The organism is Parabacteroides sp. 20_3 (assembly GCF_964238835.1).
In the GTDB taxonomy this organism is placed as follows: domain Bacteria; phylum Bacteroidota; class Bacteroidia; order Bacteroidales; family Tannerellaceae; genus Parabacteroides; species Parabacteroides distasonis.
The window spans coordinates 1-13448 of the sequence record NZ_CAXSNO010000008.1 but is presented as its reverse complement, the minus strand read 5'-3'; the positions used below and the strand labels follow the sequence as shown (position 1 = coordinate 13448).

Annotated in this window: 9 protein-coding genes and 2 pseudogenes; 4 read left to right on the top strand and 7 right to left on the bottom strand. The window is 41.7% G+C overall.

Annotation, left to right across the window (positions count from 1 at the left end):
* Positions 1 to 43 precede the first annotated feature (43 nt).
* Both ACESPU_RS16180 and ACESPU_RS16175 read right to left on the bottom strand, forming a co-directional pair.
* Complete coding sequence (locus ACESPU_RS16180) at positions 44 to 1231, bottom strand: DUF418 domain-containing protein (protein ID WP_005863273.1); 1188 nt, start codon at positions 1229 to 1231, stop codon at positions 44 to 46.
* A 1-nt stretch (position 1232) separates the two neighbouring features.
* Positions 1233 to 2189: a nitrilase family protein gene (locus ACESPU_RS16175; protein ID WP_121772097.1), complete on the bottom strand. Its 957-nt coding sequence runs from the start codon at positions 2187 to 2189 to the stop codon at positions 1233 to 1235.
* A 95-nt stretch (positions 2190 to 2284) separates the two neighbouring features.
* On the opposite strand from ACESPU_RS16175, the gene ACESPU_RS16170 reads away from it, so the two are divergent.
* On the top strand, positions 2285 to 2794 hold the full coding sequence (locus tag ACESPU_RS16170; RefSeq protein ID WP_146375231.1) for a GNAT family N-acetyltransferase: 510 nt from the start codon (positions 2285 to 2287) through the stop codon (positions 2792 to 2794).
* Positions 2791 to 3414 (top strand): chloramphenicol acetyltransferase, encoded by a 624-nt coding sequence (locus ACESPU_RS16165; RefSeq protein ID WP_036618767.1) that lies wholly within the window; start codon positions 2791 to 2793, stop codon positions 3412 to 3414. The genes ACESPU_RS16170 and ACESPU_RS16165 overlap by 4 nt, the downstream gene beginning before the upstream one ends.
* Before the next feature lie 149 nt (positions 3415 to 3563).
* Here ACESPU_RS16165 and ACESPU_RS16160 read toward each other — a convergent pair whose 3' ends face one another.
* The 3 genes from ACESPU_RS16160 to ACESPU_RS16150 form a co-directional block, all read right to left on the bottom strand.
* Positions 3564 to 4712, bottom strand: a complete 1149-nt coding sequence (locus tag ACESPU_RS16160; RefSeq protein ID WP_373133510.1) for an acyltransferase family protein — start codon at positions 4710 to 4712, stop codon at positions 3564 to 3566.
* Positions 4713 to 5056: 344 nt separating this feature from the next.
* On the bottom strand, positions 5057 to 6310 hold the full coding sequence (locus tag ACESPU_RS16155) for a DUF6383 domain-containing protein (RefSeq protein ID WP_373133509.1): 1254 nt from the start codon (positions 6308 to 6310) through the stop codon (positions 5057 to 5059).
* A gap of 18 nt (positions 6311 to 6328) precedes the next feature.
* Positions 6329 to 8113, bottom strand: a complete 1785-nt coding sequence (locus ACESPU_RS16150) for a hypothetical protein (protein ID WP_373133508.1) — start codon at positions 8111 to 8113, stop codon at positions 6329 to 6331.
* A gap of 1814 nt (positions 8114 to 9927) precedes the next feature.
* Between ACESPU_RS16150 and ACESPU_RS16145 the strand changes: the two are divergent.
* Both ACESPU_RS16145 and ACESPU_RS16140 read left to right on the top strand, forming a co-directional pair.
* Positions 9928 to 10512 (top strand): annotated as a pseudogene (locus ACESPU_RS16145) (tyrosine-type recombinase/integrase); the annotation flags it as partial.
* 73 nt (positions 10513 to 10585) lie between these two features.
* The gene (locus tag ACESPU_RS16140; protein ID WP_122377616.1) at positions 10586 to 11602 is read left to right on the top strand and encodes a PDDEXK nuclease domain-containing protein; all 1017 of its coding nucleotides are present in this window, start codon (positions 10586 to 10588) and stop codon (positions 11600 to 11602) included.
* A 61-nt stretch (positions 11603 to 11663) separates the two neighbouring features.
* Here ACESPU_RS16140 and ACESPU_RS16135 read toward each other — a convergent pair whose 3' ends face one another.
* Together ACESPU_RS16135 and ACESPU_RS16130 are read right to left on the bottom strand one after the other, a co-directional pair.
* Positions 11664 to 12464 (bottom strand): GNAT family N-acetyltransferase, encoded by an 801-nt coding sequence (locus ACESPU_RS16135; protein WP_158532901.1) that lies wholly within the window; start codon positions 12462 to 12464, stop codon positions 11664 to 11666.
* Positions 12465 to 12475: 11 nt separating this feature from the next.
* Positions 12476 to 13090 (bottom strand): annotated as a pseudogene (locus tag ACESPU_RS16130) (class I SAM-dependent methyltransferase); the annotation flags it as partial.
* Between the last annotated feature and the right edge of the window lie 358 nt (positions 13091 to 13448).

Below are 13448 nucleotides of genomic sequence, written 5' to 3'. Positions count from 1 at the left end.
AGACGGGACATACCCCATCTCATTTCACCAGATAATCAGATCCTTATTTAGAACCTACCCATGTCCACTTATGCCAAAGACCTTCCAACGGTCCGTGTTTATGTCTTTCAGCCCACCACTTACAGAAGCGTACTTGCAAGAAGAAAAAGGCGATACCGATGAACATGCTGACCGTATAACCGCAGTAAGGAGCCAGATTCAAGCCGATCGGGAAATAGATCAACGCACCAGCAAAAGATTGTGTCACATAATTCGTCAAGCTCATCTTTCCATAAGAGCGTAAGATAGAGGTAAAACGCTTAAAGGCCTCGCGCTGATACAGTAACACAAAGGAAGCCACCAATACGAACGTAAAAGCGAATTTCTGCCACATATCAAACACAACACCTGCCGTCTGGCGCACGATAGCGCTGTCCGCCGTATCCATCAACAATACTTTCAGTTGGTATAAAGGACCGAAAGCGATCGCAGTAATGATCAAGGTCTTTATCCAAAAACGGGAATTCTCCTCCGAGGGGATAAATAACTTTTTGCGCCCGATCAACATTCCCAGCATAAATAACCCGCAGGTCTGTACATACCGGCCGGCACCAACAGCCCAGAGCAAACTAGCCTTTTGTCCTAACGTCACGTTCTGCCAGATGAAATTCCATAAATCCCCCCGCTTGGTATGCTCCGCCATCTCTGAGTACATCTCCCCTACTCCTAAATTGGGTAATTGGTAATCCGGATTAAACAGGCTAGCGATATAATGATACCACTCCACCGGCTGCAATAAAAAGATAATAGCCGTTATCAAGACAGCCTTATCGCTCCATTTACGCACGATAAACAAAACAACGCCCACGATCGCATACAGCAGCAAAACATCGCCTGCCGGATAAAAAGCGGCGTTCAACGTAGCGAAGATCGTCAACAGCAGTAATCTCCAAAGGAAGCGGTAACCGAAGTCTTTTCCCTTCGCCTGCTGGTTCGAATACTGTATATAAAAGGTAAAACCAAATAACAAGGCAAAGATAGAATACGATTTCCCGGCAAACAAAGCGAATACCACCGTAAACACGCCTTCATTCAATACGTTCAACCATCCCGGCAGCGTAGCCGGGTCCGGATAGACCGGATAGATAAAATGTTCCACATTATGCACTAATAAGATTGCCAAGACAGCGAATCCACGTAGCGCATCCACCACCTCTACACGAGGTGACTTAGAGATTGTTGTTTGTTGCATACTATTTATTTGTTGTTTCTGTTAACCATGCTACCTTTTGATTGGACTCATGCGGTTGGCCGATAATATCCGCATAAAGTTCCGGACGACGGGCATTTCGGTAACGATATCCTCCAGCCTGTCTCAATTTCTCAGGGATAGCCGTAGCGATCACGAAATCATCACCCAGTTTACGGCATTCCGCCACGATATCGCCGAAAGGATCCAGAATCATCGAGCAACCGTTCTTGATCTCATTATAATCACGCCCGATCGGATTGGAGAATACCACATATACCGCATTGTCGTACGCCCTAGCGGGAAGCCATTTCATAAGCCAAGCACGTCCCTTCAGGCCATCGAACTCCTGTCGCAAGGAAGTCGGGTCGTTTGCCCGGTTCTCCCATAACATAGGATTTATCAAACCAGCCCCGGGGCGAGGGGAAGGGGTACACATCGTCACGTGAGGCATGAAAATGATATCCGCCCCTAATAAGGCCGTGGCACGGACATTCTCTATGATATTATTATCGTAGCAAATCAATATGCCACATTTCCATCCCTTGATCTCAAAAACCACATATTGATCGCCCGGCAAGATATTCGGATTAATAAACGGATGTAGCTTGCGGTACTTTGCCTTCAAGCCATTGCCATCCACGCAAACTTGCGCTTTATAGATGCGATCCCCATCCCGCTCAAAGAATCCGGCCAGTAGCGTGACGCCAAACTCTTTGGCGATGGCGATCAAGGCTTGCGTACTCTCCCCCGTGGGGATCGGTTCGGCAATAGCCAACAATTCCTCGCGAGACAAGTCCTTGGCAAACGTATATCCACAAACCGAGCATTCGTGAAAAGCCACTACATCCGCTCCCTCTACCGACGCTTTCCGGCACATCTCCCGGATGATAGAAAGATTATACACTTTATCGTTATCCCGTGTCTCGAACTGCACGGTAGCAATTTTTAATGGTTCCATGATATTTTGATTTAATTGGTTTATATATTTTTCGACTAGATTCGCAAAGATAACAATAATATACTACTTTTGCGGGATAACTTTTTCTACCGATCATGAATATCAGACGAACACGACAAGAAGATCTGGCCGAGGTAATGGCTATGTACGATTATGCACGCAGGTTCATGCAAGAGCATGGCAACGGGAATCAATGGATCAACGGATATCCTTCCGAGGAATTGATCTCCAACGAGATCAAGGCCAGCCATAGTTTCGTATGCGAAAATGAGCAGGGCGAGTTAGTGGGGACCTTTTGTTACATCGAGGGAATCGACCCTACTTACCTAAAGATCTATGAAGGCGAATGGCTGAACGATGAACCTTATGCCGTGATCCATCGCATGGCCTCCAACGGTAAGCAAAAGGGGATCTCGACCGAATGTCTAAAATGGGCATTCGCTCATTGCAATAATATCCGTATCGATACACACCGGGATAATATTGTCATGCAAAACTTATTGAAAAAGCATGGCTTCAAGCAATGCGGTATCATTTACATCGCAAATGGTACGGAACGCATCGCTTTCCACAAAATAGTAAACCCAACAAATAAAGAATCATGAAGCATCCTATTGACCTAGAGCATTGGAACCGGAAAGAACATTTCCTGTTTTTCGGTTCTATGGACGACCCTTTCTTCGGACTGACCACCCAGATAGACGTGACCTCCATCTATAAAGAGGCGAAAGCGGATCATGCCTCTTTTTTCCTCTACTCCTTACATAAGATTATGACAGCCGTTAATGAGGTGGAAGAGTTCCGGTACCGGATCATCGACAACATCCCTGTCTGCTTCGACCGAATCCACGTGGGAACAACGATTGGGCGGGAAGACGGAACATTCGGCTTCGGCTTCTTCGAATATACACCGGACAGGCAACTGTTCCTTCAAAACGCACAGAAAGAGATCGAACGTGTGCAAGCTCTCACAGGCCTTTGCAAAGATAGGGAATCTGACCGGCAAGACCTAGTCCGTTTCTCCCCGGTCCCATGGATCGCCTTCACGGAGATGAAACATGCTTCCTCTTTCCGTACAGGCGATTCCGCTACCCGTATCTCCACCGGAAAGCTGATCGAGCAGAACGGGCATCGGATGCTCCCTATCTCCGTAACGGCTCATCATGGCTTGATGGACGGCAGACATGTGTCTATCCTCTTAGATCGTATAGCGGATAAAGATTGATAAAACAGCGAGACACCCCCGACAGTCAGCCCAGTACTCCCGGCGGGAGTACCCCAGTACCACGTAGGAAGTACTTCGGTACTTTCATCAAAGTATTCCAGTACTCCTTACGAAGTACTGGGGCAAGTCTATAGGCTATCCAATCGGGCTTATTTACGTACCCGCAAGAAACGTTTGGTCAGGTACCTGCGGACAGGCTCGTCGTATATCCTCAAACTGATATAAGCCAGCGCAATACTTCCGAGAACCAAGGCCAATGCCTCCGGCCATGCCTCGGCAAATGTAAGGTTCTCCTTCTTTACCCACCCAAAATACAAGTATATAAGAGGGTAATGTACCATATACAAAGGATAAGAGATATCTCCCAAGAATTTACAGATACGGGCGGAATGCTTATCGGTTGTCTTCCCGGAGGCCCCCAGATAGACAAGCATAGGGAATATCAGGATCGCGCATACGGAATCATAGATACCGTTCATCCATAAAGCCTCACCGTCACCGACATAGGGCATGGAAAGTAAAACGACGATCGCCAAGCTACAGATCCAAAAAGCGCCTTTGATATGAATGGGTTTAAAGACGCGCGACATCAACAATCCCATCGAGAAAGAAAATAACACTCGTAAAAAGCCACCGATCAAATTGTACTCTTCCATCGTCCACCCCACACCTAGGTGCCCCGCACCGGAAAAATTGAATATAGCGAACGAAGCCAATCCGATTCCCGCCAAGACAATAAGTGCCGTAAGCGCCTTCGTTGACATCCGACGAATAAACAAAGCATACATAATATTTCCGATATACTCGAAGAACAAAGACCAACTAGGGCCATTTAAAGGAAACATCTCACCATTTCCACGGATCTCAGGCCCGGAACCGGGTACAGCCGGTATCAAAAAAAGGTTGATAAGCAAAGCTAGCATCACCATGGATATAGAGACATGCGTACCATCCCACTTCTCACACCCTTGTATACAAAACGCGATAACTCCCAAAACAGCTCCAAGGACAACCATCGGATGCAAACGGATCAATCGACGTTTGATAAAATCCTTTGTTGTCATGGTTTTCCACCGGTCGTCATAAGCATAACCAATCACGAACCCAGACAGGATAAAGAAGAAATCAACGGCTAAATAACCGTGATTAAATTGTTGATCAATGGGACTCGTAGCAAAGGCTTCGAATACATGATAAAATATAACCATTAACGCTGCGACACCTCTCAATCCATCAAGAAGGTCATAATGAGGTTTTGTGTCCGCAAATGCGGCCGCTGAGATTTTTGAGTTTGACATTAATTGTTTGAGCTTATTTTTGATACTACTATTACTCCTAATTTCCGCAAAAATACAAAAAGGCCCCATCTTTCACGTTATTAGACAGTTCTTTTTTCATTAGTTACACATAAATAAGGTCGCAAAATACGAAGTCCCCAGCAAAGCTTACGCCTGCCGGAGACTTGTTTCTTTATCCGTACTCCATCCTCACGGAGGTACTTACGGACCTCTTAATTTATTACTTTAGTATTAATATTAATCCAACTCCCGCCTGTTCATCCGTCACGGATTACTTGGGATCGAAACCCTCACGGGAATTGTTGATTATCTTATTTCATTATTCCTTTACTTTGAATATTCAATTATTTAACGACAACTTTCACAGTCTCCTCGCCAACCGTAACGAATACGATACCGGCAGGTACAGCGATTGTAGCGTTATCGGATGTAAGAACAGTCTCAGCTACAGACTGGCCTAATACAGTACGTACATAAGCGTTCTGACCAGCAGCGCCTTGGATCGTTACGACACCGTTGCCACCTACTACAACGATAGAGGAAGCAGCATCTTCAACAGAACCGTTAGAAGTCGGAACGTCAGTACCTAATGTGAAGACCATAGCGATATCATTGTCAGCAGTCAAACCAAGTTTTCCATTCAAGGCATAAACATAAACTGTCTTACCATCAATCTTTCTTTGAGAAGAAATAACATACTCATCCTCAGAATCCTTAGCTAAAGTTATATTAAACTTGAACGCATCCAGTCTATCAGAATTTACAGTCTCACCATCAGACTCCAATTCCTTAACAACTTTTACAGCCTCACCATTTACGGTAGTAGCGATTGTATCAACACCCTCAAGGATAGCCGGACGGAAGATTACCTTAGTATCCTCTGTTCCTTCCAAATAATATGCCTCATTTGTATATTCTTGAGCAGAGCCTTCTACGAAATATTTCAAAGAATCCTGAGCATTGAACATGAACATTCTCTCAGCCGGTGCTTCTTCGCCTTCAGCAACCTCAATGCCTTTAGAGATATAGAATGAAGGAGTCTTAGCCTTGCTATCCGCCGTATCCAACCAGAAAATCATGCTTTCCGCAGAAAGGATACCTTCAGTGATACCATTCTTATTCAACTGATAGTTGATAGAACCTAACATATTGTCAAATGATGCGTGACGTGGTTGAGAGGCCAATGACGGGTTGAACGGATTAGCGTCCAAGATCTCAACGTTTGCGTAACCATCATTCAAGTCACTAGCTGCTACATAACGCTTCTTATCATAAGCTACAGTTAAATTTGTGCTATTAACGCTCGCAGTTTTAACCGCAGAAGTATTATCAATTGAAGCAGCATAATCAAGCGTACCCCCAGAAGTCGCAGCTAACGAAACCAAAGAATAACCGCCTGCGGCATTCTTAATGATAGCGAACTCTGTAGCGGCATCCTTTTCTTTATCAGTAGCAGCGGCAGCACCTAAATATCTAGCATCGTCACCCTTAACTTCCGTCGTACGCAAGATATAAGTTGGAACAACCAAAGTATCCTTATCCGCAACTCTTACAACCTCATTCTTATCATTTAAGTAAGCATAAGTATTCGTATTCAAGATGTAATCAGCTACACCTTACAAAGATTTATCCAAAGTTTCAGCACCTTTTACTCTTTCCGGATAAAGGGTCAACATTGTCGCCTTCTCATCGGTAGAGACCTTCATACTCTTTTTATCATTAGAAAGAACTGCATAAAGAGTCTTGTCACCAAATACGTTCTTACCATTGAATGTCATCTTAAAGCCCTCGGCGATCTGAGTATCCGTGAATACTTTATAACCGTCCGTACGAGTTGTAGCGATCGTGTTGAACTTAACGGAAGTTGTATTCAGTGCTAAATCTTCTGTTACACCTTTGGAAGCTTTTTCATCTCCTTTGATTGTTACTTCTTCTCCATCATAAGTTGCTTTATCTACTTTATAGCCACCTTCTTTTCCATCCGGTTGTAAACGTAATACCAAATCCTCACCTGTCTCACGGTTTGTCAATGTAAAATTATATTTGCCATCAAAACCAGAAACGATCCATTGGGATACCGGCATCGTAAAATCCGCACTATTATAAGCAACCACTCTTAAACCGTCACCTGTAGCAGGATCAACCGTTAAATACTTATGGTACTCTGTTTGAGCGTTTGGCTTACCCTCAGAGCTCTTGTCCTCATCATTACTTGTAAAGTAAATATTTACCACATTCTCAGCGTTCTTCTTCAATAATACAGAAGCGTCAAGATAAGAATTCGCACCCAGTTGCGGATGGATAGGAGTATAGTTCGTTTTTGTACTTCCTGATAATACAGTAGTCACATAAGTCTTCGTATCAGAAACAGAAGGCTTAACCGCAGCTACATTTACATCATAAGATTTCCAAGTATTACCTTCTTTGACAGAAGGTTTCATCGTTAAAATCAACTTACCATCCTCATTAAAGGCATCTTTCAATGAGATCGTAAAGCTTGCGTTTGCACTAGAGTCTTTAGCAGCGACCTCACCTTTCATCCAATACAAAGCGTAACCTTCACCATCTTGTTTACCATTGATGTTGTAACGTTGAGTAGGATCCACGGCTAAGAAAGAGATTTCTTTTGCAGCTGATATGGCAGCTTCATTATTTGTACCATCTTCAACTTCAGCAACAAATGCTTCTACCTTCTTTGCGTCACCTTTCACAAAATAAGTACCTGTCTGGATTTTCGCATCCGCAGCAGTAATATCCGCACTAACAGTTACCGGAGTTACGGAATCAAACAAGTTACCAACCAATTCGCTAGTCGTATAATCGAAGGACAAAGTTGTACCTTTTGAATTGTATTCAGTCAAATACTCATCTCCGATCTCTTTAGCATAAGAGAAGGCCTGTAAATTACTACCAACCTCGCTAGCAGGCAATGCAGCCGTAAACAAGCCTTTAAATTTCAGCTTACCATCTTTTACAATAAACTTCGTGTTGAAGTCTGAAAGATTTTTCGTTGACTGATCTCCGGTAACGGCAGTACCATCGCCCTTTGTTATAACTTGGTATTCCTTACCATCAATAGTTACCCACAACTCGAAAGTACGAGAAGAGTAGTTACGGATCGTAAATTCGGCGGCAGTTTCATTCGTAGCAGAAGCAGTTGTAGCTGTTAAAGAAACAACTTCCTTATCGCCCTTCAATTTTAAGATATCACTACTCGTATACTTTGCATACAAAGTAGTATTTGACGCTCCTAAATAGAATGTCATGCCATTGCCCAAAGCGGTCTCTGTAGTTGTATAAGAAACAACGGTCTTGTCTCCAACAGCGGCATACGCAGCATTAAAAGCAGGTCCACCTAGCAGTAAACCAGCTGTTAACAAGGTAAAAATCCTTTTGTTCATAAATTCAAAATTTAATATTAATAATAGTGTTAATTAAAGTCCATCCCGTCGTTTAGCACCCTTGTTTTACTCGAAAACGACTAGTCTAAACGATCGTCTAAATCTTGCGTTTTTTTAGTGTCGGAACAGGAGGTTTGTTGAAGGAATCGGTTGTTTCGTAAAGGATAACCTATCCTATTGATAAGAAAGAGGATAAGTAATAAAAAAATAGCCCGGAAGAGTTGCAAGTATCGAAGAAACGCGTACCTTTGCAAATGACTAAAAGAATCGATCGTTTAAACTAGTCGTTTCTATCCCATAAAAGATTGTCAAACATCAAGGTTTTTAACTATATATAATGTACAGGTGTACATTAAAATAATGTAAACCTATCAAAGCATAAGATCTGAATCAAGCTTCCTCTTTGACACAAAAGTATTGATAGTACCGCTAGCTTCGAGTTATAGGTATTTTATAGGCTCACCCGATAATCATTGGGGATATCTTCAGGCTCATCTATATTTCAGCCGGCAGCCTAAGATAAGTCGGCCAACAGATGAGATCATGAGATAACTATTGCCATATAAATCGCTGTCTTATAAACTATTAATCAACAGACCAACTCACTTGAGAAAGGCTTCCCAAGTGAATAACTAACCACTTCCAGACTCGTAAGCTTACGGCTACCCCCAGCCGTAAGTTATTCACTTGACAAACCGTAAGTTATTCACCTGACAAGGCTAAATTATACATTAACCGTCTCTCCCCCGGTGGTTATCGGGAAATGGCAGAGGAGCTATAGATACAAGTGGCCCATTTGTCTTTTTGACAACTTGTAATCTGAAGTCCCGGAGAATCGATTATTCCGTACCCAAGTGCGTCTCGCTTCCAAATTCGAGAGAAAAAAACAGCAATTCTCTGTTTGATAGCCGTTTGCTGAAAAACAGCCTTCCGTTCCAGCCGAAATAATTCACCCTAGTTCATGTTTTACGGTCGTTAGGCGGTAATAATGCCCAACGCTACCGCATGTGAGGGCCGATACCTATATATGTGTAGGCTTACGCCACTATATGTGTAGCTTGACGCGACTATATGTGTGGGTTAACACTGCTATATGTGTGAGTTGATACAGCCATATGTGTAGGTTGATACGTATATATTCGTTAAAAAGCGACGCTTATCGTGTTAAAAAGCGGTTGTGGTAGCTTGTTCGCGCTCCCCGCTTACGCTCGTTGGCTTTTATAGCCAGAGAGCCGTGTCGTGAAAAAGAAGGTATTTCAATCAAAAAGATACCATTCATCGCATTAAGCTGACATCCGCGATTCTTGTCTTATCCCTTTGAATTAAGTCTGTCCCCAATAAATATCGGGTGAGCGTTTACTTGATTAATATTGGCAATATATGAACAATGAATCTGCAGAAAAATATCTTGAGGCAACGATTCGTCAGCAACCACGTCACTGGCTCATAGACAAAAAACGAAACGGCAGACATCTCCGCCGTCCCGCCCAAAAGAGATAGCCTTATCTCTGTTTGTACACATGTCAAGGTTGGTTATTTACTGATATCAGGGCCTATATAAACCCTGTTTTTCATATCGTGCGTAAACATAAGACTTTTTTTCGACAAAAGAGCAGATTCCTTCTTCTTTTTGGGAATACATGTTCTAAACATGCCACACTACCTCTTGGCTACTAGCGTGAGCTTCTATTATAGAGGAACTATGAAAAAGCATTTTACATCAAAACATAAAGCTAAATCCTTTCTTCTGCGAAGCATTGAACCGTTCAATCTCCAAAGAAAGGGATTTCTTTAACTGATTAGCCATAAATATTAAGAAAGACCTGCGTATGATGCAAATTGCCTTCAGTCGTTTTAAGGATTTTCTGAAAGAACAGTACCCATTATATGAATGCAACATCAAACCCGAATTTATCACTAAGGATATGATGGTTCTGTTTGTGGACTATTTGCAATCCCGTAGCGTTGGCGAGGGAGCAAAAAGTATCTATCAGCGTTTCAAGAAAGTGATACGCTATGCCATCGAACACGATGTGATACTGAAAGACCTTACATATAAGAATGTAGACTACTCAAACAAGCTATTGAAGTTTGAACAGAATAAGACCAAAGGGCATTCTTCTGCTAGTGGAGTAGTCATACCTTTGAATGACGGTTTACTCTCTATTATTGGCGAACCTCCTGCAGATGGCAACAAAGATGTGCTTATATTTAATCTACCATCCTATGAAAGCTGCTGTAAATCAGTAAAACGTTGGGTGAAAAGATCCGGAATAGACAAGCACATAAGCTGGCATTGTGCCCGTCACTCATTTGCAGTGAATATCCTTAACAATGGTGCTAATATTAAAACAGTAGCCAGTTTGCTCGGACATAGCGGGCTGAAACATACGGAGAAGTGCCATTCAAGACACGCTGTAAGCACAAGCAGCACACTCTGTAAACCTTGCACTAACTTCCCGTAACTGGCTTATGGGCTGTTATATCGTGGAATTTGAACAAAACGGAGAAGACCGTGCAGCCTATGGTGAGCAGCTTTTGAAGAAGTTGGAAAAACAACTAAATACCAAAGGACTTAACGAACGTAGATTCCGGGAGTTCAGACGTTTATATCTTGTTTATCCACAGTTGAAAGAAGAGGTTTTAGGCTATGTTATGTCGGGTTCGGGAATTCGGCGGTTGCCGACCGCCGAATTTGAAACAGAGATTCGGCGGTCAGTAACCGCCAAATTGCAAATGGTTTCAGAAATTGCAAATAATGACTGGAAATTGGCTGCTGAAAAGCTATTTAACAGATTATCTTCTACGCATTTGAATGCAATATCTGCTATTGACAATCCTATTAAACGTGCCTTTTATGAAATGGAAACGATTAGGGGATGCTGGACTGCAAAAGAACTGGAACGGCAGATTGATTCATTGTACTACGAGCGTAGTGGATTATCTAAAAACAAAGAAGCTCTTTCTGCATTAGTACAGCAACAGGCAGTTCAACTACAGCCTGCGAATGTAATAAATACTCCCTTGACCTTAGAGTTCTTAGGGTTAAATGAACGGGCATTAGTTACAGAGAATGATTTAGAGCAAGCCATCCTTGATAATTTACAAAAGTTCCTTCTGGAAATGGGACACGGCTTCTGCTTTGAAGCTCGCCAAAAACGCATACTGATAGATGAAGATTACTTCTTTGCTGACCTCGTTTTCTATCACCGCATACTGAAATGCCATGTCATAGTGGATTTAAAAATTGACAAATTCCACCATGAATATGCATCCCAACTGAATATGTATCTAAACTACTTCAAAGCAGAAGTAATGCAGCCCGATGATAATCCACCAATCGGTATTTTGCTTTGTACTGAAAAAGGAGATACTTTAGTTCGTTATGCCACAGCAGGATTAGACCCAAATATTTTTGTACAAAAGTATAAAATCCAGTTGCCCAGTGAGGAAGAATTCAAGAGATTTCTTTCAAAGGAGATAGGCTAACAACTTTCAATAAAAACAAAGGTTTAGTTCATTTTAGATATACAAGAGAAATGGACTAAACTTAATCTGTAACCTTTTCATTGTAAAACCTCAAAAATTCCATTTCACCCACCTGCTTTAAAAATTTCTGATTTTCAATAAAGTCTTGCCCATACTTTAACCAACGTTTTGTAAAACCTTTGAACTTAGTGCAAGGAAATAGATGACATTGGTAGCAATGTGTTATTCCTTTCTCAACGCAACACAGGTAAAATGTTCTACATTTTTCACAGCGGGTTTTGTTTTCCTCTGCTCCCTGACAATTTTTTTCATCTCGTGTGTAGCTTGGACAACCGCCACAGAACACACCACAAGCAGGAATACGACCATGATATGGTTTTATTACAGATAAGGTTTTTGTCATCCAAAAATTAGTCAAATTCAATTTATTTGCCTGTCGTTTTTGTTCCTTCTTCACCACGTATTTTTGCTTCTCAAAGAATGGACGAGCAGTTAGACTCACTTCTGATGTGATTTGTATAATACCTTTTGTAATAGCATATCGTTCTATTTCTTCCAAAAGCATAGTTGCAATGCCTTTGCCTTGAAAGTCTGCGTGAATGAACATAGAGTGCAGATAGCCTTGCGGCGTAATGGATGAAAAACCTACAATCTGAGACAGTTGATTAACAGCCACAATAAAATAGTGAGTCTTTATCATTTCCTCTATATTGGAAAGATCATCTCCGCATGATGCCCAATCTTCAACTTCATCCTGTGAATAATCACGCCTGTTTACTACAAGCACGGTATTCTTATATAAATCTCTCAGTTCAGCACTATCAGATTGTTGCGCTATTCTGATTTTAAAGTCCATTTTCATCTTTGGTTTTGTATCTTTTCGTATGAATGAAACTCGCCATTGATAAAATAGTGCCATTCTATGCGATTGATTTGGGTTGTACTCTCATAACGCATTGTTTGTTTTATCAACACATCCCGTCCATCATCCGTTGTATATTCGGCAATTACTGCCTGCACTTTTTCGCTCTCGACAATATACTGGATGTTGGGATTAAAGCAATCTAACAGAAATAAGCCTCCTGCTTTGAGATGATTTCTAACGCATCCTAACGCATTGAATAAATCTTCGTTTCTGTATAAATGGTGGATTGAATTAAATGGAATAAAGATTAGGTCGAATTTTTCTTGCAAGTCGAGCATTCTAATATCTGCTTCTATGAAATCAATCACTAATTCTGCTTCGATAGCCTTCATCTTTGCTTGTTCGAGCATTGAGGGTGTGTAATCTACTCCGCAAATGCTGTATCCATCTTTGGCAATGGGGATCGTAAGTCTGCCTGTACCACAGCACAGTTCAAGTATTTCAGCCTCCTTATTTTTCGGTAGCCACTTTTTGTAGAATTGCAAATCAGATAGAAAGGTATTTAATCCATCATATATATTTGCATCATAAATCAACTCACCAACCTTGTAACCTATATTCATTTATATTCTCCAATATTCATTGTTTCATATTTATATACCAAACTTATTTCTATTCTCTTTCGTGTCCGGATGGATATGCCATAGATTAACCTTATTTTCCTTTATTTCTGCAACCCAAATAGCATGAACATTATTTAGAACCTGATCTGATTTAACATACCCACAGGTTTTTTGGACTGACCCAAAAAATTGTCTAGCCGTGGATAGTCCTGCCGAATAATTACATACAAAAAAAGCTTGACTGATTACTCAATCAAGCTTTTCAACTTCAGTACCCAGACCCGCATTTGAAATAATTAAAGTGGGGAAAATGTGGGTAAAAAGAAAAATGCAGAAAAACACAGCAATATAACTATAT

Excerpts from the sequence above, each read along its gene's own strand:
- ACESPU_RS16180 (WP_005863273.1), bottom strand. The coding sequence starts at position 1,231 with ATGCAACAAACAACAATCTCTAAGTCACCTCGTGTAGAGGTGGTGGAT.
- ACESPU_RS16175 (WP_121772097.1), bottom strand. The coding sequence starts at position 2,189 with ATGGAACCATTAAAAATTGCTACCGTGCAGTTCGAGACACGGGATAAC.
- ACESPU_RS16170 (WP_146375231.1), top strand. The coding sequence starts at position 2,285 with ATGAATATCAGACGAACACGACAAGAAGATCTGGCCGAGGTAATGGCT.
- ACESPU_RS16165 (WP_036618767.1), top strand. The coding sequence starts at position 2,791 with ATGAAGCATCCTATTGACCTAGAGCATTGGAACCGGAAAGAACATTTC.
- ACESPU_RS16160 (WP_373133510.1), bottom strand. The coding sequence starts at position 4,712 with ATGTCAAACTCAAAAATCTCAGCGGCCGCATTTGCGGACACAAAACCT.
- ACESPU_RS16150 (WP_373133508.1), bottom strand. The coding sequence starts at position 8,113 with ATGAACAAAAGGATTTTTACCTTGTTAACAGCTGGTTTACTGCTAGGT.
- ACESPU_RS16140 (WP_122377616.1), top strand. The coding sequence starts at position 10,586 with ATGGGCTGTTATATCGTGGAATTTGAACAAAACGGAGAAGACCGTGCA.
- ACESPU_RS16135 (WP_158532901.1), bottom strand. The coding sequence starts at position 12,464 with ATGAAAATGGACTTTAAAATCAGAATAGCGCAACAATCTGATAGTGCT.